Source organism: Algirhabdus cladophorae (assembly GCF_044772865.1).
Classification (GTDB): domain Bacteria; phylum Pseudomonadota; class Alphaproteobacteria; order Rhodobacterales; family Rhodobacteraceae; genus Algirhabdus; species Algirhabdus cladophorae.
This window is the reverse complement of the sequence record NZ_CP173029.1, coordinates 1,122,771-1,146,227: the sequence shown is the minus strand read 5'-3', so window position 1 is coordinate 1,146,227 and position 23,457 is coordinate 1,122,771. Positions and strand designations below refer to the sequence as shown.

Below are 23,457 nucleotides of genomic sequence, written 5' to 3'. Positions count from 1 at the left end.
CGCTGTATGGGATTTCAGGTATTTAGGGACTAAAGAAACATGAGTGTTCTTATCAATGATGACGGCTTTCACGCCGATGACTGGGATCGGGGGTTCGTGGCCGTTGACGCGTTGCCTGCAAATGAAGGCGGTGGAGTTGTCTCTGTTGACCTGCCCTCTGACGCAGATTTGGCCAGTCTGGGCAATCGTTTGATTGGCGCAGATATCATACGCATCGATTTTCCCAGCTTTGCGGATGGGCGCGGATTTACCTTGGCGGCACAGTTGCGGCGTCTGGGATTTCAGGGCCGCTTGCGGGCCAAGGGCCATGTTATTGCCGATCAATACCCAATGGCACGCAGGTCGGGATTTGACGAAGTCGAAATCAGCGATGATTTGGCCGCCCGTCAGCCCGTGGATCAGTGGTTGGCCCGCGCGAATTGGCGCGCCCATGATTATCAAGCACGGATGCGCGGTTAGGCCCCTTCCCCCCTTTGCAAATTCAAGCTAACTAAGGAGCATGGGTGTAAACCCAGCTAGACACATTCTATGACCGAGATGACCCCAGTGACCGATGCCACCCCTGTAAAAACGCCCACTTTGCCTGATGCCCAAACCGTAACATCAGTGCAGCATTACACTGATCGCCTGTTTTCGTTTCGTGTGACGCGTCCTGCGTCTTTGCGGTTCCGGTCCGGCGAATTTGTAATGATCGGCCTGATGGGCGAGCCGCATCCTGAAACCGGCAAGCAAAAACCGCTGCTGCGGGCCTATTCCATTGCCTCCCCCAGTTGGGATGAGGAATTGGAGTTCTATTCGATCAAGGTCCAAGACGGACCGCTGACCAGCCGTTTGCAGCATATCCAACCCGGTGATGAGCTTATTCTGCGGCCCAAACCCGTAGGCACTTTGGTGCATGACGCGTTGCTGCCGGGCAAACGGCTATGGCTGTTTGCGACGGGTACGGGGTTTGCACCTTTTGCCAGCTTGTTGCGCGATCCACAGACCTTTGAGGATTATGATGAGGTGATCATCACGCACACGTGCCGCGAACTGGGTGAATTGACGTATGGGGCCAATTTAATCGCCGGGATCAAGGAAGACGAGATGTTGGTGGAACTGTTGGGAGAGGATAATCTGGCCAAGCTGCGCTATTATCCGACCACCACCCGCGAGCAAAGCCCAAAGATGGGCCGAATCACGGATCTGATGCGATCGGGCGAGGTCTACGCGGATCTGGGCGTGCCCCAGATTTCGCCAGAGACGGACCGTGCAATGATTTGCGGCAATCTTGACTTCAATCTGGACATCAAGGCTTTGCTCGAAGGCTACGGGCTGGAAGAAGGGGCGAACTCGAAACCAGCGCAATTCGTGGTCGAGAAAGCCTTTCTGGACTAACTGTTCTTTTTTAAAAGCAAAAAGGCCCCGCGGAGTGATCCACGGGGCCTTTTTTGTTTATTCGCAGCGGATTAGAGGCCAGCGGCGGCTTTGATCTGATCGATCACACCTTGCACCAATGACGGATCTGTCTTGGCTTTTTCCAAAGCCGCTTTCAGAGCCGTTTTTTGCATAGCGCCCAGTTCCAGTCCGTCGATCATTTCGCCTGCGGCGTCAAAGTTGATGCCATCGGCGGTCATCAAATCAGCGATGCCAACTGAGCTTTCAGTCGCGGCCTCTGTTGCTGCAGCGGCTGTATCTGTCGCTGTTTCAGTTGCAGCGGCAGCTGTGTCAGTCGCAGTTTCAGTTGCGGCGGCGGCTGTGTCGGTCGCCGTTTCAGTTGCGGCGGCGGCTGTGTCAGTCGCTGTTTCAGTTGCGGCAGCGGCTGTGTCGGTCGCTGTCTCTGTCGCGGCGGCGGCCGTGTCAGTCGCTGTTTCAGTTGCGGCAGCGGCTGTGTCAGTCGCTGTCTCTGTCGCAGCGGCGGCTGTGTCGGTCGCTGTTTCAGTTACGGCGGCGGCTGTGTCTGTTGCTGTTTCAGTTGCGGCAGCAGCGGTGTCGGTCGCTGTTTCAGTTACGGCAGCAGCGGTGTCTGTTGCTGTATCAACGGCGGCAGCAGCTGTATCTGACGCAGCATCCGCTAGGTCAGAGGCCGCTTCGGTTGTCGCCTCAACAGCGCTAGTTGCTGTATCTGTCACAGCATCAGCCGCCTCAGAAGCCGCTTCTGTTGCTGTATCAACGGCGGTGCTTGCCGCTTCGGTCGCAGTATCAACCGCAGCATTTGCAGCTTCGGTCGCTGTCTCGGCGGCTTCTGAAACAGCTTCTACGGTTTCTTGAACGGCCTCAGTTGTGGCGTCCGTTGCGGCCTCTACCGCGTTTTCAGCGGCTTCTGTGGCAGCGGCAGCTGTATCGGTGACAGCTTCTGTCGTGGCTTCAACGGCATTTGTTGCAGCTTCCGTGGCTGCTGCTGCTGTGTCTGTCGCTGTTTCTGTTACCGTTTCAGTAACATCTGCAGCCTTTTCCATCGCCTCTTCGACACTGCCGCCTTGGGACAGATAGTACCCACCACCAATTACAACCACAGCTGCGCCAGCCAATAATACCTTGTTCATAGTCTGCTCCTTTAAACTATTGAACGGGGTCATCCCCATCGAACGGCTATATGGCAGTGGCATGGGGTAAGTTAAAGGGGAATTGCCGCGATGCAGCGTCACTTTGCCGATCTATATTGACAACACTTGGCCCTTGTAACCAAAGGGCATTGTGCCTAAGTTCACGTCTCAAGAATCTGTCACGACAAAAGGAACAAAACCATAGCTCGCAGACCCCATAACGCGCCACCACAGCGCGAAACAGGCCCACGTGTGAACGATCGCATCAAGGCCTTGGAAATCAGACTAATCGGTGCCGACGGCGAAAACGGCGGCGTTGTATCCCCTGCAAAGGCTATGGCCCTGGCTGATGAAGCCGGTCTTGACCTTGTTGAAATCTCACCGAACGCGAACCCACCAGTTTGCAAGATCATGGATTTCGGCAAATACAAATACGAACAGCAAAAGCGTGAATCCGAAGCGCGGAAAAAACAAAAGACCATCGAGATCAAAGAGGTCAAATTCCGCCCCAACACGGACACCAATGACTACGACGTCAAAATGCGTAACGTGTTCAAGTTTTTGGAAAACGGCGACAAGGTGAAAATCACTTTGCGCTTCCGTGGCCGCGAGATGGCGCACCAGAACTTGGGTCGTGAACTGCTAGAGCGCGTTGCCGAAGACACCAAAGACGCCGGCAAAGTCGAAAACTTCCCGAAAATGGAAGGCCGTCAAATGGTCATGCTGATCGGTCCATTGCCGAAATAACAGCAAAGCCAAATCACACAGATGAACCCGCCCTTGAGGCGGGTTTTTTGTGACTGCCCTGGCTCTGGCCCATGCCACTGCCTACGCCTTGGAATTTCGCGGATGGCCCCGCTGGGCGATTTCCTTCAGCAAACCGCCCACCCCCATGGCTTGGATCTGCTCAGGTCCAACCGGCAGACCGCAAAGCACGCGTTCCAGCACCCAATCGGCCCCATTTAGGGCGACGGAGCGGGCACACCCAGGCAAGCCAATCACGGGACGGTGGCCTAAATACCCCAAAAACAAGAGGTTTCCCGGATCTACAGGCATACCAAAATATGTAACCACACCGCCAGCTTTGCGCAAAGCCGATGGGCCAACATCCTCTGTGTCCGAAGTGGCAGAACCGGTGAGAATGAAAATGACCTCTGCGGGTGTCTGCATCAAGGCAGCCGCTAAACCATCCACTGTGTGATCGCAGGTTGTCTGCTGCCCAAGGGACACATCCAAACGGGACAATCGACGGCTCAACGCATCATAGCCCTTTGATCCAATTGACTGGTCCGCCACCAGCGTTTCAATCAACACCGCGTTGTTGAAAATTGGTGCTCGCAGCGTCAAGGCACCACCGGCCAGATCCACAGCCCGGTCCACATCTGATTTGGGCACCCCGTAGGCGATGATTTTGATCGTGGCCACCATGTCGCCTGCCACCAGCCGCTGATGCGCGGGCACAGTGGCGATAGTGATCATCGGATTGACCCGATTGAATGCGTTGATGGCCTCTTTATCAATCTCGATCACGCCGGGGATCTGGGCAAACAGATTGACCCGGCCCGTATGTGCAGCGCTGGCTCTGAGGCCGTTTGATGCAGGCGAAAACCCATCACCCAAAGCCGCCGCCGCCGCATTTTCATCAAGATCCGTGGGCGCCAGACAGGCCACCACAATACTGGCGATCCCCGCTTTGATCAGATCCTCCACATGGGCCTCGGTCAGAACCGATCCCTTCTTGATCGCCCCACTGGGCAGGCTGACCGAATGGGCCAAAATTGCGCCTTTGGCCTGATCAACGCGACAGGGGCCAAACTTCATCTTTGCCGCAATGCCGAGATCACTTCGGCCATGATGGAAATCGCGATCTCGGATGGGTTTTTAGCGCCAATATCAAGTCCCACAGGTCCATTGATCCGGGCCAAATTTGCCTCACCCACCCCCAAGGCGCGCAACCTATCCAAGCGTTTTGCATGGGTGCGTGTGGACCCAAGACAGCCCAGATAAAAACACTTGGTTTTGAGCGCCATTTCGATGGCTGGATCATCCAATTTTGGATCATGGGTCAGGGTCACTACAGCCATTCTGTGATCGGGCTTGAGCGCAAACAGCGCATCATCCGGCCACTCATTGGAAATCGGCGTGTCCCCAAAACGATCCGGGTGGGCAAATGCCTCGCGCGGGTCAATGACGATCGGCTCAAAACCCGCAATCCGCGCCATGGGCACCAAAGCCTGCGCGATATGCACACCGCCGATGATGGCCATGCGCAACGGGGGATTGTGGATGCCAACAAACAGATCCTGCTCAATCCCGCTTTTGTCGGACATAAACCGATCTGCCCAAGGACCCGTCGGCCCATAGGTCAGGCCACGATCCCAGATTTTGAGATCCGTGGTCAGTGCAACAGAACGTTTGGCGGCGCGTGCAGCCACCAATTCTGTCAACAAATCCAACGGCATACCGTGCCCCACAGGATCAACCAGAACCTTGATGGTGCCCCCGCAGGCAAGACCCACGGCAAAAGCCTCATCATCGCTGACGCCAAATTCCAGCAAGCGCGGGGTGCCGTCCTCTAGCGCCTCCATGGCCTCTACAACTACAGCGCCCTCGACACATCCGCCCGATACAGATCCCTGCATATCTCCATCGCGCGACACCACCAGCATGCTGCCAACAGCCCGCGGCGCACTGCCCCATGTTTGCACGACGGTTGCAATCGCAGCCCCCTTGCGGGCCCGGTGCCATTCCAAAGCAATGGCGGGAATATCGTTGAAATCAGGGCTCATCCAGCGTCTCGCATCATCGCCAACATACGGTCTTTTTCGCCGCCATCCTCAGACTTTCCCAAGGCCTGTGCAAGCCCTTCAAGCGCTGCGATGTTATGGCCTGCGCGAAATGTGTCCACATAGGGCATCATGGCCGCTATCCCGCCTGCCTTTGGGGCGAATTTTTCCCAGCGCAGCAGCGGGTTAAGCCATATCACCCGCTTCGCCGACAGCCGTAACCGCTGCATCTCGCGTTTTAGGTCTGCAGGGTCGTCCCGGTCCAAACCATCCGTGATAAGTAAAACCACAGCACCCTGCCCCAAAACGCGACGCGACCAATCGCGGTTGAACTGGTGCAAACAGGCCCCGATCCGGGTGCCACCTTCCCAATCCTGCGCCTCGCCCCCTGCCGCGGCCAAGGCGACATCCACATCGCGCGTGGCCAGATGCCGGGTAATGTTTGTCAAACGGGTGCCAAAGGTAAAGCCGTGTACCTTGGACCAGCCGGCCCCTTTGGCATTGCTGACAGCATGCAAAAAATGCAGTACGGCCCGCGAATACTGCGACATCGACCCAGAGATATCGCACAAACACACCAGATTGGGCCAGCGGTTCCGGGGGGCTTTGCGCGCCAGATCCTCGATCTGTCCGCCCCGCCGCATGGCAGCACGCAGGGTCTGGGCCCCGTCTATTTGTCCTTTTCCGTTCGTGCGTTCAAACCGGCGCGACACCAGTGGCTGTACCGGCAACCGCAGAGTGGCGATCATGCGCTTGGCCTGCGCCATCTCTGTCACGGACATCTGTTCAAAATCCAAATGCCGCAGCCGTTCCGCACCAGAAACCGTGCGCGAGGCGTCAATTTCCACCTCTGTGTCTTCGGCCTCGTCTGGCGCGGGCGGCATATCCCGATCGACGCCTTGCAACAGCGCCTCAGCCGCGCGTTTTTCCGCAGCTTGGGCTGTGCGGTCTTCTTGGGCGCCACGCACCAAAGGCGACAAATGCGCCATCATATGTTCCAAATATTGCGGATCTCGCCAATAAAGCCGAAAAACCTGTGCAAAAATGATTTTATGGGCAGGCTTGGAAACAAAGCAACCATGCAGCACCCAATAGAAATCCTGCTTTTGGGAAAACCCTGCCGCCTCAATAGCCTTTAACGCATCTAGAATACGACCAGAACCAATGGGCAGACCCGCCACGCGCAAAGCCCGGGCAAAATGTGTAATGTTATAAGCCAATTTCGGATCATCGGGCAGATGAAGTTCGGGCAAGCGCATGGCGTCAGGCCACGTCCAAAGTGGATTTCACCTCATCAAGCAGGCGTTTTGCCTCGGATCCTTGCAGCTTTTGAATGTCGTCTTGGTATTTCAAGATCGCCCCCAATGTGTCAGCGATAACCTCAGGCGACAGGTTGATCATATCGAGGGCCAGCAGACATTTCGCCCAGTCGATCGTTTCCGCAACACCCGGTTTTTTGAACAGATCCTCGCCACGCAGACGTTGAACAAAGGCCACCACTTCACGTGATAGGGCGGCTGAGGCCTCTGGCGCGCGGGCTTGCAGGATTTCGATCTCTCGATCAAAATCGGGGTAGTCCACCCAATGATAGAGGCAGCGCCGTTTTAACGCATCATGCACTTCGCGCGTCCTGTTCGACGTCAGGATTACAATGGGTGGCTCGGGCGCACTGATGGTCCCAAGTTCGGGAATGGTGACTTGGAAATCCGACAAAGCCTCTAGCAAAAATGCCTCAAACGGCTCATCAGTGCGGTCAATCTCATCGATCAAAAGTACAGGCGGGCCTTTGGGATCTGGACGCATCGCCTGCAACAACGGCCGCTCGGTCAGGAATGCTTCGCCAAAAAGATCCTTTTGCAGGCCCTTTGCGTCCACGTCACCGCCGGCTTCTGCCGCACGGATTGCCACCATTTGCGCAGCAAAGTTCCATTCGTATACCGCCGATGCCGCGTCCAAGCCTTCATAGCACTGCAACCGGATCAGATTGCGGCCCAAGCTGGCGGCAATTGCTTTTGCGATCTCGGTCTTGCCTGTGCCCGCCTCGCCTTCCAAAAACAATGGTCGGCCCAGTTTCAAAGCCAGAAAAACCAGTGTCGCCAAATCGCGCCCGCAAACATAATCCACGGCGGCTAAGTCGGTTTGAACCTGATCGATGCTGTGCATGTAATGCCTCCCCCGCCCCATAGCTGCATTGTCGCAGCCAATGGTCAAGCCATTGCCTGTCCATTGTGACAGGTTTAGGCTATGGCCAAACCCAAAGGGAGACTGCGCCATGAACGCCCCAACCGCCATCAAAACCAAAGACGCCCCGGATCTGAACAGCTTTGACTGGGCCGATGCGTTCTACCTCGAGGATCAGTTGACCGAGGACGAGCGGATGTTGCGCGACGGGGCAGCTTCCTTTGCGCAAGACAAATTGCAGCCGCGCGTGGTCGAAGCCTACCGCGAGGCCACTGTCGCCCCCGAAATTTTCAAGGAAATGGGCGATGCGGGCCTGCTGGGCCTGACGGTTCCCGAGGAATACGGCGGGCTTGGCGCATCCTATGTCACCTACGGTTTGGTGGCCCGCGAAGTCGAGCGTGTGGACAGCGGCTATCGGTCGATGATGTCGGTACAGTCGTCCTTGGTGATGTACCCGATCTATGCATACGGGTCAGAAGAGCAGCGTCAGAAATATTTGCCTGGCTTGGCCGCGGGCGATTTGATTGGCTGTTTTGGCCTGACAGAACCCGACGCGGGCTCGGACCCCGCTGGCATGAAAACCCGCGCTGAAAAAACCGCGACGGGATATAAAATTACCGGATCCAAGATGTGGATTTCCAACAGCCCCATTGCCGATGTCTTTGTGATCTGGGCCAAATCCGAAGCCCACGGCGGCAAAATCCGTGGCTTTGTTCTGGAAAAAGGCATGACCGGCCTTTCGGCGCCCAAAGTCGCTGGCAAACTGTCCTTGCGGGCGTCGGTCACAGGCGAGATTGTGATGGACGGTGTCGATGTGGGCGAAGACGCGCTTTTGCCCGGTGTGCAAGGCCTCAAGGGCCCGTTTGGCTGTTTGAACCGCGCGCGCTATGGCATTGCTTGGGGGGTTATGGGGGCTGCCGAGTTTTGCTGGCACGCCGCCCGCCAGTACGGGTTGGACCGCAAACAATTCGACAAGCCCCTCGCCCAAACCCAGCTGTTCCAGTTGAAACTGGCGAATATGCAGACCGAGATCACATTGGGTTTGCAGGGTGCCTTGCGCGTGGGTCAGCTGATGGATCAAGGCCGCGCCGCCCCCGAAATGATCAGCCTGATGAAGCGCAACAACTGCGGCAAAGCGTTGGATATTGCCCGCATGTCCCGCGACATGCACGGCGGCAACGGGATTTCCGAGGATTTCCAGATTATGCGCCACATGGTGAACCTTGAGACAGTGAACACTTATGAAGGCACCCACGACGTGCATGCGCTGATCTTGGGACGTGCGCAGACAGGGTTGCAGGCGTTTTTCTAAGGGCTAAGGGTCTGCTTTACGCTTGAGCCGAAAGTTGCCATGCGGCGAACCAGTGTCTGTTTTTAGCAACCGAAGACAAGAGTGGTGCGAACCTCTTGGCATATTTGGCAGGTTGGTGGCAGCTGAGGCAATCATCGAAGGCTCTGCTTAATACTATAGACGTAAAAGCCGTTAAAGACGTCGAGCAGTTGACCCTTGAGGCTGCCCAACGTGCCAGTGGTGTTAGCGGGCAAGAGCAGCGCCCAAAAGACCAGCGCAACCGTATTCCTTTGGATATAAGAGCAATCGGAAGGCTGTTGTCTTTGTAAAGTCTCGGTCTTCTGGCTGGATATCAAGATCTGAAAAAGGTGGTTTAATAGACCTTTGTTCCTCTCTTGGGCTGACGTTTAATGGAACTAAAGCTCTGCGCCTGCTTTCATTTCCTGCCATTTGAGAACCGCTGTTGCGCCAGTTTTTGTGATGAACTGCGGTGGTAGTTTGCTAGGTTGCGGTGCCGCGCGCGCTCGATCGAGGCGTTCAGAGTTCGTTCCTGTCGCCAGTTCGGCGGCCAGCATTCCCGACAGGGTGCCGCGTGTTGTGCCCAGCCCGTTTTGGCAGCACGCCGAAAACAGCCCGTTTTCAAGTTCGCGCACCACAGAGACGTTGTTGCGGCTCAGGCACAGCCGCCCACCCCAGCGATATTGCATCTCAACCCCGGTCAGCATCGGGAACCGTGCGGCAAAAGCACGGTCGTGGTCGCGCGCCACACAGGTGATACGGCGCTGGTCCACTTCCATACTTGGGTCAAACGTAAAGCGATTGCGGATCACAATCCGGTCGCCCTCTGCGGTTGTAATACGACGCACGGTGGTGCCCATCGGATCTGCAGGTGTGATCCCCCAAACTGAATCTCCGCCCAGACGAACCATTTCCGACGTTGTCAGCGGGCGGGTCATGGATGCATAGGTAAAAACATGCATCAACTGGTTCTTTAGAAAACCAAAACTGTTCAGATGGCCATTCACCGCCAAAATGACTTTTGGCGCTTGCACCCGTCCTGCAGGTGTTTGAGCAGTCCAAGTGCCGTTGTTCGAAAGGGACGTCACCGGACTGTTTTCAAAAATTTGGACCCGATTGGAAGACAGGCCCTTTGCCACAGCGCGCACATAAGCAGCCGGCTGAATCATAGCGGTGCCAGCTGTGTAAAGACCACTGCGATAGTATGTCGTGCCTGTCAGGGCTTCCATTCCAGCACCGTCCAGCATTTCTGACGCCTCGCCCATAGCTGCAAGATGCGCTGCATAGTCTCGGTTGTGCGCATCTCCTTTCGCAGTTGCCGCGCCGTTGACCTTGCCACTCTTGGAAAAAACGCTTGCGCTCATGCCAAAGTCACGGGCCATGTCAGCGGCAAATGCGATGGCGTGACGGTTGTCTGCTGTCAGTGTCTTGTCTTGCGCTAATGCCCCGCCATAGTCAGTGGATGACAGATCATGGGGCAGATCGATCATAAAGCCCGAGTTTCGTCCCGCCGGGCCTTGGGCAACCCGTCGCGCCTCAAGCACGACAATCCGGTCACTCGGGCAAAGCTGTGACAACCGCCGCGCTGCCGCCAGCCCTGCAAATCCGGCGCCGATCACCAGCCAATCCGCCGTCAGCTCGGCGTCGAGCGATTGGGACGCAGCAGCAGGCTCAAGAAGGTCATTCCAGGCAGCAGGGCCGGGATCAATGGGCAGTTTACTGACCTCGATCCTGCTCATGTCAATAATCCTGATTGAGCGCGTCTGCCGCTGGAATTTCGCGCTCTCGCCGCGCGATATAGTCCAGCAATGCCTCGTTTACGCCGGGATCAAGCTTGGGTTCTTCGTACTCGTTCAGCAAATCACGCACCCGCTGCAAGGCACGTTCATTGATCTCAACAGCCCCATCTGCCTGCCATTGCTCGATCGAATTATTGTCGAACATCTCGGGCATGAAAAACGCCTGCTGGAAGTTCTCCAGCGTGTGCGGATGGCCCAGGTAATGTCCGCCAGGGCCTACGTCGCGCACCGCTTGCAGTGCTTCGTCAAAGTCATCCCATTTGATGCCCGAGACCATCCGGTGCCCCATGGCGCATTGTTCCGCATCCACGACAAACTTGGCCATGGAACAATGCATGCCCGCCTCGTTCCAACCAGCAGAATGCCAAATGTAATTCGCACCTGACATCAAGACGGCCATCATGGTGCTGGCACTTTCATAGCCCGCTTGCGCGTCAAAGGTCTTGGCGCCGCCTAAGGTGTTCGAAGTTCGCCAAGGCACGTCATAGAACCGTGCCATTTGCCCGATCATCATGTTCATCAGGCTGATCTCTGGCGTGCCCGCCATCGGCGCACCGGACTTCATCGAGACAGTCGACAAATAGTGCCCGTAGATCGCCGGTGTACCCTTCTGAACAACCTGCGTATAGGCAAGGCCGCTCAAAGCTTCAGCATTCAGCTGGGCCACAGTCGGCGCAACCCCAGCAGGGGTGTTGGCCCCGCCCAAAACAAACGGTGAACACAAAATAGGCTGATTGTATTTGGCAAAAGCGCGCATGGCGCCCAACATTGTCTCATCCCACACCAGCGGAGAATTGCCATTGCAATTGCCTGTCACAACCGGGTTTTGCATCATGAACTCTTTGCCAAACAGGATGGCGCACATGTCCATGACGTCTTCCGCATTCTTGGGGCTGGTCGTCATCCCCATGAACGTCTTGTCGGAATATTTCATCGACGAATAGGTAATGCGCAAATGCCGCTGGCTGATCGGATGATCGTAGGGTTCCACGATATGGTGCGCGGAAGAATGGATCGCAGGCAGCATATGGCTAAGCTTGTGGAAATTCGCCAAATCTTCCAGCGTGGGATTGCGGCGCACGTCGTCCAGATCGCGCAAATAAGGCGCACCCGTCATCGGCACAAAGATCGAATGATCGTTGCCAAAGGGCAAGTTATTGGCCGGATTGCGGGCGTGGTACGTGAAGCTTGATGGGATAGATTTGATCAGCTCGCGTACCAAACCACGATCCAGATGCACCGTTTCGCCGCGGACATCCGCACCTGCGCGCGTCCAATCCTCAAGCGCAATCGGATCGCGAAACACCACACCAACATCTTCGAGGATACTCAAAGACGCTGCGTCGATCTTTTCGACCTGTTCCGCGCTCATGGGTTCGGTCAGCGGTATGCCCCGCTTGAGTGCAGGCAGCATCGCCACATCGCGCTTTTGGCGCACGGCCCTGCGTGCTCCGCGCCCACGACGGGTCGTGCCAACCGCTTCTACACTCATCCTACATGATCTCCGCTTGTGGGATCGCTCAGATCGATCCAGATTGTTTTCAATTCGGTGAACTGGTCATGGGCATGAATTCCATTGTCCCGGCCACCAAAGCCCGATTGCTTATAGCCCCCAAACGGCGTCGCGATGTCGCCCTCGCCATAGCAATTCACAGTCACAGTGCCTGCCCGAATATCGCGGGCCGCGCGGATGGCCTGCCGCGTGTTGGCCGTAAAGACGGAGGCAGCAAGGCCGTAGTCGGTTTGGTTGGCAATCTCGATGGCTTCATCGTTGCTGGCCGTTTCAATGACGCACAAGACGGGGCCAAAAATCTCGTCGCGCGCCTTTGGATCATCTTTGCTGACGTCATAGATAACCGGAAAGACAAACGCGCCCTCCCCTTGGTCGGCCTTGTCCAGAAAGCCACGGACTTTTTTGCAATGCTCTGCATCGATCAACGCGCCAATATGCGTGCCGGGATCCAATGGATCGCCCACCTTCCAATCCCGCAGCCGCGCTTCGATCCGTTCCATCAAGGGTGCTTTGACGGATTTATGCACGATCAGCCGCGACGTGGCCGAGCAATTTTGCCCCGCATTCCAGAATGCCGCGTTGACCACATGTTCGGCCACATGATCAAGGTGTTCCGCATCGTCAAACACCACCGCAGGGTTCTTGCCCCCACATTCCAGCACAACCTTCTTAAGGTTGCTGTCCGCCGCATAGCGCAAAAACCGCTTGCCGGTTTCCGTTGAGCCGGTGAAACTGACCATATCCACGTCCATATGCAACCCCAGAGGTTCCCCGACGCTTGGCCCATCGCCCGGCAAAACCTGCAAGACCCCGCGCGGCACCCCTGCTTCATGCGCCAGTTCGGCCACGCGCAACGCCGTAAGTGAGGTTTGTTCGGCTGGTTTGACAATGACAGAACATCCTGCTGCCAGCGCAGGTCCGATTTTCCATGCCAACATCATCAATGGAAAATTCCACGGCAACACCGCCCCGACCACCCCAATGGGTTCGCGCACGATCATAGAAATCGCATCGTCACCTGTCGGGCTGGTTTGGTCGTAGATCTTGTCGATCGCTTCGGCGTGCCATTTGATACAATGGATCGTTTCAGGAACGTCAATAGTCTCGCAATCAAGGATCGGTTTGCCGCTGTCCAAGGATTCCATCACCGCCAATTCGCGCCGATTTCGGGTGATCAATTTGCACAGGCGGATCAGCACATCTTTGCGCTCGGACGGGTGACGCTTCGACCAGTGCCCCTGCTCAAAAGCCTCACGGGCTTTGCTGACAGCAAAATCCACATCTGCCGTATTACACCCGGATATTTCGGCAAGATCTTTGCCTGTGGCGGGGTTGATCGTCATGAATGTGGCACCAGAACCCGCGCGATATTTCCCGTCAATGAAGGCCGTACGCGGGAAATCCAGATCCTGTGCTATAGCCTGATATTCGGCTTGGGTCAGAAGGTCGCTCATATGGCTTCTCCAGTGATGTTGGAAATCGTGGCGTTCATGGTCCGGATCACTTCAGCCAATTGGCGTTTGTCATCTTTGTTCAAAGGCTGCAGTGGGCGGCGCGGCGGACCTGCATCGATGCCCCGCAGTGTAAGCCCATATTTGATGCATTGGACGAATTTTCCGCCCTGCTCGAGCACGCTCATCAGGGGCAGCATTGCAGACATAATGGCACGGCCTTTGGTAAAGTCGCCGTCAACAGCACAGGCTTGATAGAGCGCGATATGAGCCTCGGGCGCAAAGTTGGACCCCGCACAAACCCAAGAGCGCGCACCCCAAGCAAAGAACTCCAAAGCCTGATCGTCCATGCCACACGACAGCGCGATATGCGGGTAATCGCGGGCAAGCATATGGACACGATTGATGTCGCCACTGCTTTCCTTAATGGCGCAAAAGTTGGGGGAACGTCCAAGCCGGTCCAGTGTTTCTTCGTCCATATTCACTGACATTCGACCCGGGTAATTATACAGCATCACAGGCAGGTTTGCCGCGCGATCAATGGCCAGCGCATGCAACGCGATCTCCCGCCCCGTTGGATAGGCATAAGGCGGCGTTGCAATCAGCAAAGCGTCTGCACCTGCCTTTTTGGCCTCCGTCGCGAACACGATGCTGTCTTCGGTACGAATGGCACCAGTGCCCACGATCATGGGCACACGGTTGTCGATCAAAGCGGCACAGTGGTTCATCATCCAGATGCGTTCCGCTTCTGTCTGGGCGTAGTATTCGCCCGTGGATCCTGCCACGATGATCCCATGAACACCTGCTGCAATCAGATGCTCGACCGTCTGGGTCAAAGCCTCCTCGTTGACAGAAAAATCGTCGTTATAGGGCGTGACGAGTGGCGTGTAGATACCTTCAAATTGCATTGCGGTGGTCTTTCATAGAAACGACATCCAAAGGCAGGGGATCAGGGCGCACGTATTTTTCCAACTGATCGCGCGACAGATCCCAGTGCTGCAGTGTCAGATCGATGGCGAGCGCCGTTTCTTGCGCTTCAATTGCGGAAATCATCGCGTCATGTTGTTCGATCGCCTTGCTGACGCGCGTTTGATCCGCTTCGGATTGCGGGGCAAAGAATGTCTGACTGAGGCGCGTGTGATCCACCAACATGCGTTTAAGGCCTGCCATGAGATATGGGTTCTGCGCCATTTCACCAATCTGTTCGTGAAATTGATGGTTCAGCAATGCTGTCGCACCAACGTCACCGTCCTGAGCCGAACTGGCAAAAGCGCGCTGGGTCTCCTTGAGATCGGCAACCTGCCGGGACGTGCGATTTTCGGCGGCTTGACGGGCAATGGAGCAATAAATCAAGGGTGCCGTTTGAAAGAACACCCGCATGGTTGCGAAATCCATCGACTCGACTTTGGCACCTCGATTTTCCTCAAGACGTACAAACCCACCACCCGCCAAGCGGTGCAGTACTTCTCGCAGCGGTGTTCGGGATATGCCGTAGGTTTCAGCGAGGCTCGCTTCATCCAAATCGGACCCCGGCGCAATGTCTTGCGTCAGAATGCGGGCACGTAAATCGGATGCACAATGTGCCTTTTTGTGTTTTGCCATTATCGCCCTCCTATACTTTTTGTATACAAATTTGACACAACCAAGGTCAACACTGAAAAATTGATCCCATAAATGAAAGAAACGCGTCCAAATTCGCCCCCCCCCCAAAAAGGAGTTCGTCTTTTTGTTGGTCCAAGGGTTCACCCCTCTTGCACTTTCCTCAAACCTTGAGGTTTTGCGGGTCGCAAACCTTTTGGCCGGTGAGGCGCCGCGGGGATTAGCATTAGCGGCTTGCCGGAAGGCGCATTAGCAGACCCCGTGCCATCCACTACGCCACTGGCGTCGGCGCGACCGTCAACACGGTGTCCTGCTGGGGTGTTCATACTGCCCCAATCACGCAGCTCATATGTGCGCGGAACTGTTGGACGTGACTGGCGGGAAACCTGTAGGGTGACCCGGTTTACAGGACACGTTACATTAGTAACAGTCGGCGCAAGCGGGATTGGCCGTTCCATCGCGCAGTGGTTATTGCCACGCTGACAACGCGGTCATCAGGGCGTTTTTATCGTGGCAAGCCGTTGTTTTGGCCATGGCACACGATGCACGCCCGCACGCGGCTTGAGGCAATCCCGCCAGTCAACCTACTGAAGCTGTGCTTGGGCAAAGGACGCAACTGAACTAGAGACATCATTTCCCTCCACTGGCGTGCAGGCATACCGAAAATTTGCTTGTCCGTGACGGCTTGCTTTGAGCAGAATAAAACAATCACACCCCTCAAATTCAAAATCGATGCGTTCGCCCACTGCGATAAATTCATTGCGGTTGGCGAATTGAATGTGCAACCGCCCGCCCGTCAAAGCCTTGACCCCCAACATCAACTTTGGCTCGGACAGCCAAGACGCCTCGTTGCGGCTGGTGACCTCAAAGTCTTTGACAACCACATATCCCGCCTGAAGCTCGCTCCGAATAGCGTCCAGCGCTTGGTCCTTTTGTTGGATCGCGGCTTTGGCCTCGATCAACAGATGTTCATATTTCTGAGCAACGTCTTGGTCGATTTTCTCAAGGGTTTGTGGGCTGACTTGCCGTCTATCTGTGATGGGGTTCAGCACCACAATCAAAGTAATTGCCGCGATTAAAAATGTACTCAGCAAGCAAACGCAGTTCATCATTAAGAAAAAACGCTGCTTTTGGACTTGGTCGTGACGGTGGGACATCGAATGCTCCGAGAACTGGTTAAATAGGGTGATGGTGCCTGCCCTAAATATCCATTCAAGCCATCCGTGTCGCGTGATCAGAGGGATGATCGAGGGCAACAATGGGTCGTTTGCCTATCCAAAAGGATAGAGTTCAGACGATCCCCGCATCTTTTGCAATCATCGCTGCATGGGTACGGTTGCGTGCGTCCAACTTGCGGCACAGTGTTTTGACGTGCAACTTTATGGTGACCTCCTGTAGGTCCGTGTCGCGCGCAATCTCTTTGTTGGACAGACCTTTCGACAGCCCTGTCAGAACCTGCATCTCCCGTTTGGTCAATTTGTCTGCGAGTGGGTTTGAAGGCACGTTCCCGCCAGCCATAAAATCAACAGGCGCGAATTTCTCGCCCGCAGCCATAAGTTTCACGGCATTCACCAATGATTTTGCAGCCATCGTTTTGGGCAGGAACCCAATGGCCCCTTGCGCCATAGCTTTGGTCGCGATTGTGGCGTCCGCGGTGCCGGAAATAACAGCCACAGGCGCACCGCCGCCTTCTGCCAATGCCTTTTCAAGGCCACGCAGGCCCTGCATGCCTGGCATGCCGTAGTCCAGCAAAACCAATGCAAACGGGCCATGATCCTTCATCGCAACCGAGGCAGATGGGTAATCGTGGGCTTGAACCACCTCGAATTCTGCGTCGCGCTCAAAATACGCCACAAGTGTGTCGCGCACCAAATCGTGGTCATCTGCCAGTAAAATCTTCATTCATTCACTTTCCGATTGTGCGCCCGATTTCAAAGACCAATTGCTTGCCATTCACTGGTTTGGACAGCCTTGCATCAAATAAATTGGCGCCATCACGGGCACGTCCCATGTAGACTGGCAGAGCCGTACACAAAATTATTGGCAGATTATCGGCAATTTTGCGAATTCTTTGTGCGAGGTCCGCGCCGTTCATATCGGGCATATCGTAGTCAGTCACAACCACATCCCAGTAGGCCGGATCGTCTGCAATCACAGTAAGCGCATCCTCGGGCGCATCACAAACGATGGTTTCGCAGCCGGCTTTTTCTAGAAGAGTTGCAATGGTGTCTGCCACAGGCAGATCATCATCGACCACGATCACTTTTACCCCAGACAAATCGACCACTTCTGGATCTGCGTCCTGCTCATTTTCAACGTCAACCGACGCAGCATCCAAGGGCCAGAATATCGTGAACCGCGTGCCTGCGCCGAGCTGTGTTGTGACGTCAATCACGCCGCCGCTGGCCTGCACCAAACTGCGGACCACAGACAGGCCAAGGCCGGTCCCACCACTTTGCGATTTCGTGGTGAAATACGCCTCAAAAAGTGCGCTAAGATCGTCGTCAGAAATTCCGGTGCCGTCGTCTTCGACATAAACCGTTGCGTAGCGCTTTTGTGGGTTGATCGCGCCAAGGATACCTCGCTGGGCAATATCAGCACCGTCAAGATCACTCAGGCCCACGCGGATTATGCCCGGCTGGTCGGCAATGGCATCACGGGCGTTGATCACCAGATTGATCATCACCTGCAACACATCTGTTGGGTCAATTTCACACATCACCGGCGTGTCCGGAAACTGTGTCAGCAACTGCACGTGGCTTGGCAAACTTGAACGCACCATCCCAAGGGCCGAGGTGATTGGCCTTTGTATATCCAAGCGACTGCGCTGCGAATTACGGCCCCCAAAGCGCAGCAGTCGCCCGGTCAGTTCGGCGGCATTTTTGCTGGCTTCAATGATACGTTGGGTGTGCTGGACGCGTTCATCATTGGTTACGGCGTCCAGTGCAAGGGCTGCAGAGCCCGAGATCACCGACAGACAATTGTTAAAATCATGGGCCAATCCCGCTGCCATTTGTCCAATCGCCTCTTGGCGTTGGGCCGTGTGCAGCTGTTCGCGCAATGTTATGCGTTCTTTTTCATTGTGAATCCGGTCCGTGATATCGCGGGTCACACAGATCAGTCCAGACCCTGCCAGTTGGGTCAGCGTGACTTCTTGGGCGATAGCGCTGCCATCTTTGCGCCGGCCCATCACATCGCCACGCCATTGGCCTGTGTCCATCATCGTCGGGATGGCCACATCCCGCACAAACTTCATTTGCTCTGGCTCATACAATACCGACCATTTACGCCCGATCAGTTCAGTCGCTTTTGTGTAGCCAAACATCTGCATGTGGCTTGGATTTTGGTAGATAAACCGCCCCTCCACATCCGTAATCGCGATACCATCTTGCACGCTATCGATGGCTGCAACCCGTTCGGAAAGCTGTTGTTGAACGACCTTTATCGCGGTCACATCGCTTAGGACACTAACGATGCCGCCCACAGATGTCACCGCATTCGTTTCAAGGACCTGAAAGCCACTTTTGAGGGTCCGTTCTTTTTGACTGCAGGGTTTTTTGAGTGCCGCCAACTTGGACATGGCCCGCGCGGATGCCTCTGACTTGGTTAACCCGCGCCGCAACCCGGCTTGGGTCCAAGCCCTGCAAAAATCGTCACCATGGGCCAGTGCATCCGTGCCAAGGTTATAAAACCTGCGATACTGATCATTGGCAAAGACAATGCGATCAGACGGGTCCAGAAGAACGATACCTTCTTTGACACTGCCCAAGGCGGAAACAAGCTGCTTGCGGGCCAGGTCGCGATCCTGTTCTGCCTCAACCCGCGATGTCAAATCCCACTGGGTTGCGACCAAATAGGACTTATTGCCTGCATCCACAGGAAAAATACTGAGGTTGTTCCAAAACAAAACGCCGTCCTTACGCTTGTTCAGCACTTCGAACTCGCCCGCAACACGATCTTTTATGGTCGCACGGATTTTACCGCGCACCTCGGATTTGGGATCTTCAGCACTGAGAAATCGACAGTTCTGCCCCAATACATCGGCCTTGGTATAGCCTGTGAGGGTCTCGAACGCCTCATTCACATAAATCAATCTGCATTCGGGATCATCTGCATCTGCAATCGAAAAACTTGCCGAGGATCGATCAAGCACTTTAGCCAAAAGCGCGTTCTGGTCGGTCAATTTCTTTGTTGCCAAGGTCTGCGAGGCCAAGGACATCAAGCGTTCGGCGATCTGTTGATCGCGTTTGGTCAGTTTCGCTTTTTGATGGCTCAGGCACACAAGCACCAACACCTCGCCAGTTTGAACTGTAAACGGGGCAGAAATCATCGAAAGGTAGCGACCATCGCCGCCCAGCGCCCCGAGATGCTGCGTCACAGCCGCCAAATCGACGATCCGCAATGGACGTTTGGTGATAAAATCCACATCTACCGAGGCGCAATCGCCAAGGTCCGCATCTGTGCTGGCGATGGCCTCGCATCTTGCGTCCACACATTCCAACAACAACGCCGCATCGCTGTCCGTACTGTCCCGCACAGAGGTCAAAAGGGCATCAAGCGCTGCATCTGGTGTTGCCGCGGCAGCGATCTTTTCCAACCCCGCCAGAACAGCCTGCGACTGTGACAACTGCGCCAACTCGCTGTTGCGCAGCTGGTTCAGCTCAAAAAGGGCTTCGCGTAACTGTTCTTCGGTATCCATATGATCCCTGCCTTTAGGCCGAGAACGTAACACACGAAATCATCAGGTTCCCATGGGAATTCTCTTGGTTTAGCGCATATCCTTGCTCACCAAAGGTAAAGACGCCCAAAAACGGCGCGCCATCGAGGCTTTGATCAATGCCTGCTGCAACCTCGTCCATGCGGTCGGTGATCGACAACATGCACCCTGCACAGTAGATGACCAAAGCGCCTGCGGGTGCCGCATCCAGCTGTTTGCGCGATTGTGCCGCGACGCGCCCTGCCCGCGCCACCAAGCTTTGTGGCGATCCCCTCATGAAATGTAGCTGCGCGCCCTCAGTGATCTCTGCAAAGAATTCGATCGAGCCGTCCGCATGCAAGAACGCAGCATGCATCAACATGTAATACGGGATATTGGCCACGTCGCCCAGTTTACGCCCCAGCGGGTGAAAACTGGAGTGCGACAGGATCGAAACCGGGTCTGGCCCCGTTGGCAACTGAAATGAAAGGCCTGTCAGATCCTGATAGACCTCAACCGCAGGACGCCCGTCCAATTCATACAAACGCCGCCCATTGGCCCGAGTGGCGTGTGCAAATTGGCCTGATGGGGCGTAACCGCTTTGAAATTCAGCCGCCAGTGGCGCGGATGGAAACAAAACCGAGATCTGCACACCATCACCGATAATTCCATCAGAGCCAAAGATGGCCCATTGCCCGGCAACAGTGTTGTCCGCAGCACTGCCCCCGACAATGGGGATATCCGCACCCACAACGTCTTGGATGCCGCAAATAATCGCCTCTTCCTGACCGGGACTGGCGGACACCCATATCAAGTCCGGTGCCTCGCCCAAGCGATCAGCGCGCGCCAAAGCAGTCCGCGTAGCAGTGCTGGCCGCAATCGCCGCATCGCCCACTATTTTAGCACCGGCGGTGCCAAACGAACCGTCCGCGTCCCAAAGCGCAAAATAGCCAATTCCGTTGCCTTGTGTTCCAGCCATCCCCGCATTGGTCATCGCACCCAAACACGACGTGGCACCATGCAATGCATTGGCCGCGATTGGTGCAAGCTGGGTGTTGAGATCAGCCAGATCAAAGGCCGAACTGCAATGGAATACCAAAAAATCAGGGGAGCGTCCTTCAAGCGGCGCAAGAAGGTTTTGAATCGTCGCGCGATCCGTTCCAGCCGTGGCGTGAGTTTCGATGAGCATACGCACTGCATAACAGTCGCAAAGGCGTATCGGTATCCTCTCAAAAGGCGAAGACTTATATCCTAAAGTATAGGTTCAGGCATAACCGCGCAGCATAACTGTGCAAATCTGACCATAGGCTTTACCCCAAGCGTCTTGAGTAGATTGGTCAAAATCACTTCCGGCCATCGCGTCCAGCATCCAGATTAATGCGGCCCCAACCTTGGCATAGTCCTCTTCCATGACATCGTATCCCTGATGCCGCGTGCCCAGTTGCAGAACCGTTTCCGACAAATCCTCGTCCAGATTATCGACAACCGCATTGATGGTTTGCATCAGCTTTAGGCCCTGCGATGCCATATCACTTTTGAACAGTTTGCGGGTTTCAGGACTTTCTTCGAACAGGCGACCGTAAAATAAGTCTGCACCTGTTTGGGGCGCCGAAATAACCTTCGACCAGGAAACCCGGATGCAGTCTTTTTCTGTGTCCGTAAGATCAAGCATGGCGTCACCCTTTGTGTTCGCATCAACGATGTCTATAACGCGCCGGTCGCTGCATTGACCAGCGTTTACAACTTTTGGCTCAGTCCCGTCAGATCCGGATAGCACACCTATCCTTTTGGTGCATTTCAGATCTTTTGCGCCCGACCTTTTGCACAAAAGAGAGCCGAACTATCCACGCGCTCGCATGTGCCGACCACTGTGATCCCTTAAAAACTTGGTCAATTGAAACACATTTTTCCGAATGGAGAGCGTAACGATGACCTCGATTAACCACCCAACTTCACACAGCCCAGAAACCATCCCAAACCTACTAAAGACCATGATATTTGGCATTCTTGTGGCCCTGCCCGGCATGGCAAATTCCGCCACAATGACCTTCGACAAAATGGTAGGCGCCACAGATGGATCGAATTTGCTTGGCGCCGCAGCGACCCAACGGACCCTGTATTTTAAAGACGTGGCGACTGAGAATGGCCAAACCGTTGATGCTAAAATTACGACAACGATCAAGGGCGATACAAATTTCGCCGACCAGACAAATCCCGCGGCGCAGAATTACTTTGGTGATGCAGGCTACATCCCCAATTACCGCAACAGTCCGGGCGGTCCTCAAGATGACCTTGGGTTTTTATACTATGGCAATGGCATCGATAATGCGGAAGATGGGATTACGATGCACTTTGAGTTTTTTGAAGGCACAGGCCAGATGTCTGGCACGTTCTTGACGCCCCTTTTGCTGCAAAGCATCGAGCTTGCGGTTTATGACGTTGATGGCGAAGCCTCTCAATCCGAATACTTTACCGCGCAAAAATCGGATGGGCTGGTATCTTATGCAACCGGGACAAGTCCCCAAGCCCTACAGGTTACCGACCAGGGTAACAGCTTGCTGTTTAACGGGCCCGGCACAAATTTTGGCGAAGCGGACGCCACCGGTGCAGCTATTTTATACTATGAATTGACCGATGCGCTGAGCCTCGATTTTGGATCGATCCAAACAAGTGGGCCATCCCAAAACGCCGTCTTTTCGGCTATTGATGGCGACCTGAGTATGTTTGCAAACGCGCCCTTTGGCGATCCGGTCGCTGTAACGCCCGTGCCCTTGCCAGCCAGTGCTTTTTTGTTCTTTTCATCGCTGTGTGGGATCTTCGCATGGTTCAAAACGGCACAGCGAAAAAATGGACCGCGAAAAAATGGCAAACCAAGACCTCTTCACAGTTTAACACTGGCGTAGACAGTTAACGAAGGTGGATCCAGCCACGCAAAACATAGGTGTTTTGGTCCGGCCTGTTGGGATTACCCGGCAGGCCGCCGCTACTGTGCATCACATCCGGGTGTAAGGTTCGGCGTGAAGCTGGAACGCATTTGCTGAGCGGACGTAACAGGCGTCTAAATTGCTATCTTATTTACCCCATTCGGTACTCGATCTGACCGCCAGGGTCGTGGGATTGGGATCCAAAAGCCGCAGGACTGCGTTACCTTCCGACTAATTCTAATGGCGGCTTCAAAACTCTCCACCCTTTTCAACAGCCAGCCATCCCATCAATCGCCTGCCACTTCCAAGTGCTGACCCCTGATTTGTGGGCAACTGATGCGCCGCTGCGATCTCCCGCACGGTCTTGTCGCCACGCAGCGCGTCCAACGCCACCTTGGCCTTAAACTGATCTGTAAAATTCCGGCGCTTGGCCAGTCTCCTATCCCTTAAAAGGTTTGGGATACACCTTAGACGACTGTCCGGTTTTCTGGGACCACTTCAACATTGGTCTGCGTGCCCACAACACTTGTGGTTGGATTGGCCCATTGCCATTGCGCAAAACTGTCACCCTCGGGCAATTCACCGATCACACCACCGATATTTACGCCGGTTGGATCGTCAAGCTCATCAAGGTCAAAACCCTCGCATGTCTATTTGTGGGGGACAATCGATGT

The 23,457-nt window shown here is 55.2% G+C and carries 20 protein-coding genes; 5 read left to right on the top strand and 15 right to left on the bottom strand.

Annotated features, from left to right (window positions below; genetic code table 11):
- The first annotated feature begins 39 nt into the window (after nt 1-39).
- Together ACIRQ6_RS05575 and ACIRQ6_RS05570 are read left to right on the top strand one after the other, a co-directional pair.
- The gene (locus ACIRQ6_RS05575) at nt 40-459 is read left to right on the top strand and encodes a DUF934 domain-containing protein (protein ID WP_420863148.1); all 420 of its coding nucleotides are present in this window, start codon (nt 40-42) and stop codon (nt 457-459) included.
- 69 nt (nt 460-528) lie between these two features.
- Nucleotides 529-1,377 carry a ferredoxin--NADP reductase gene (locus ACIRQ6_RS05570; protein WP_420863147.1) on the top strand — a complete coding sequence of 283 codons (849 nt, stop codon included), beginning with the start codon at nt 529-531 and terminating at the stop codon, nt 1,375-1,377.
- A 71-nt stretch (nt 1,378-1,448) separates the two neighbouring features.
- Here the strand turns inward: ACIRQ6_RS05570 and ACIRQ6_RS05565 are convergent, their stop codons facing one another.
- On the bottom strand, nt 1,449-2,525 hold the full coding sequence (locus ACIRQ6_RS05565; RefSeq protein WP_420863146.1) for a hypothetical protein: 1,077 nt from the start codon (nt 2,523-2,525) through the stop codon (nt 1,449-1,451).
- 201 nt (nt 2,526-2,726) lie between these two features.
- On the opposite strand from ACIRQ6_RS05565, the gene infC reads away from it, so the two are divergent.
- On the top strand, nt 2,727-3,272 hold the full coding sequence (gene infC / locus ACIRQ6_RS05560) for a translation initiation factor IF-3 (RefSeq protein ID WP_420863860.1): 546 nt from the start codon (nt 2,727-2,729) through the stop codon (nt 3,270-3,272).
- Nucleotides 3,273-3,353: 81 nt separating this feature from the next.
- Here the strand turns inward: infC and ACIRQ6_RS05555 are convergent, their stop codons facing one another.
- Genes ACIRQ6_RS05555 through ACIRQ6_RS05540 form a run of 4 tightly spaced genes read right to left on the bottom strand, consistent with a single transcriptional unit; the run spans nt 3,354 to nt 7,474 of the window.
- Nucleotides 3,354-4,346: a molybdopterin-binding protein gene (locus ACIRQ6_RS05555; protein WP_420863145.1), complete on the bottom strand. Its 993-nt coding sequence runs from the start codon at nt 4,344-4,346 to the stop codon at nt 3,354-3,356.
- A complete protein-coding gene (locus tag ACIRQ6_RS05550; protein ID WP_420863144.1) occupies nt 4,343-5,314 on the bottom strand; it encodes an XdhC family protein in 972 nt (323 codons plus the stop codon). Before ACIRQ6_RS05550 ends, ACIRQ6_RS05555 begins: the two co-directional genes overlap by 4 nt.
- A complete protein-coding gene (locus ACIRQ6_RS05545) occupies nt 5,311-6,570 on the bottom strand; it encodes a vWA domain-containing protein (protein WP_420863143.1) in 1,260 nt (419 codons plus the stop codon). Before ACIRQ6_RS05545 ends, ACIRQ6_RS05550 begins: the two co-directional genes overlap by 4 nt.
- 4 nt (nt 6,571-6,574) lie before the next feature.
- The gene (locus ACIRQ6_RS05540) at nt 6,575-7,474 is read right to left on the bottom strand and encodes an AAA family ATPase (RefSeq protein ID WP_420863859.1); all 900 of its coding nucleotides are present in this window, start codon (nt 7,472-7,474) and stop codon (nt 6,575-6,577) included.
- A gap of 109 nt (nt 7,475-7,583) precedes the next feature.
- On the opposite strand from ACIRQ6_RS05540, the gene ACIRQ6_RS05535 reads away from it, so the two are divergent.
- Nucleotides 7,584-8,804: an acyl-CoA dehydrogenase gene (locus ACIRQ6_RS05535; protein WP_420863142.1), complete on the top strand. Its 1,221-nt coding sequence runs from the start codon at nt 7,584-7,586 to the stop codon at nt 8,802-8,804.
- Nucleotides 8,805-9,199: 395 nt separating this feature from the next.
- Here ACIRQ6_RS05535 and ACIRQ6_RS05530 read toward each other — a convergent pair whose 3' ends face one another.
- The 10 genes from ACIRQ6_RS05530 to ACIRQ6_RS05485 form a co-directional block, all read right to left on the bottom strand.
- Nucleotides 9,200-10,540, bottom strand: a complete 1,341-nt coding sequence (locus tag ACIRQ6_RS05530; RefSeq protein ID WP_420863141.1) for an NAD(P)/FAD-dependent oxidoreductase — start codon at nt 10,538-10,540, stop codon at nt 9,200-9,202.
- A 1-nt stretch (nt 10,541) separates the two neighbouring features.
- Nucleotides 10,542-12,092 (bottom strand): trimethylamine methyltransferase family protein, encoded by a 1,551-nt coding sequence (locus tag ACIRQ6_RS05525; RefSeq protein WP_420863140.1) that lies wholly within the window; start codon nt 12,090-12,092, stop codon nt 10,542-10,544.
- Nucleotides 12,089-13,567: an aldehyde dehydrogenase gene (locus ACIRQ6_RS05520; RefSeq protein ID WP_420863139.1), complete on the bottom strand. Its 1,479-nt coding sequence runs from the start codon at nt 13,565-13,567 to the stop codon at nt 12,089-12,091. Before ACIRQ6_RS05520 ends, ACIRQ6_RS05525 begins: the two co-directional genes overlap by 4 nt.
- Nucleotides 13,564-14,472 (bottom strand): dihydrodipicolinate synthase family protein, encoded by a 909-nt coding sequence (locus ACIRQ6_RS05515; RefSeq protein ID WP_420863138.1) that lies wholly within the window; start codon nt 14,470-14,472, stop codon nt 13,564-13,566. The genes ACIRQ6_RS05520 and ACIRQ6_RS05515 overlap by 4 nt, the downstream gene beginning before the upstream one ends.
- Nucleotides 14,462-15,166, bottom strand: a complete 705-nt coding sequence (locus tag ACIRQ6_RS05510; protein WP_420863137.1) for a GntR family transcriptional regulator — start codon at nt 15,164-15,166, stop codon at nt 14,462-14,464. Before ACIRQ6_RS05510 ends, ACIRQ6_RS05515 begins: the two co-directional genes overlap by 11 nt.
- A 581-nt stretch (nt 15,167-15,747) precedes the next feature.
- On the bottom strand, nt 15,748-16,257 hold the full coding sequence (locus tag ACIRQ6_RS05505; protein WP_420863136.1) for a hypothetical protein: 510 nt from the start codon (nt 16,255-16,257) through the stop codon (nt 15,748-15,750).
- A 196-nt stretch (nt 16,258-16,453) separates the two neighbouring features.
- Nucleotides 16,454-17,065, bottom strand: coding sequence for a response regulator (locus ACIRQ6_RS05500; RefSeq protein WP_420863135.1), 612 nt, complete (start codon nt 17,063-17,065; stop codon nt 16,454-16,456).
- A 4-nt stretch (nt 17,066-17,069) separates the two neighbouring features.
- Entirely contained in the window at nt 17,070-19,862 is a 2,793-nt protein-coding gene (locus ACIRQ6_RS05495) for a PAS domain S-box protein (protein WP_420863134.1), read from the bottom strand.
- 13 nt (nt 19,863-19,875) lie between these two features.
- Complete coding sequence (locus tag ACIRQ6_RS05490; protein WP_420863133.1) at nt 19,876-21,048, bottom strand: FIST signal transduction protein; 1,173 nt, start codon at nt 21,046-21,048, stop codon at nt 19,876-19,878.
- 75 nt (nt 21,049-21,123) lie between these two features.
- A complete protein-coding gene (locus ACIRQ6_RS05485) occupies nt 21,124-21,531 on the bottom strand; it encodes a globin domain-containing protein (protein WP_420863132.1) in 408 nt (135 codons plus the stop codon).
- A 256-nt stretch (nt 21,532-21,787) separates the two neighbouring features.
- Between ACIRQ6_RS05485 and ACIRQ6_RS05480 the strand changes: the two genes are divergently transcribed.
- On the top strand, nt 21,788-22,762 hold the full coding sequence (locus ACIRQ6_RS05480) for a hypothetical protein (RefSeq protein WP_420863131.1): 975 nt from the start codon (nt 21,788-21,790) through the stop codon (nt 22,760-22,762).
- Nucleotides 22,763-23,457 lie beyond the last annotated feature (695 nt).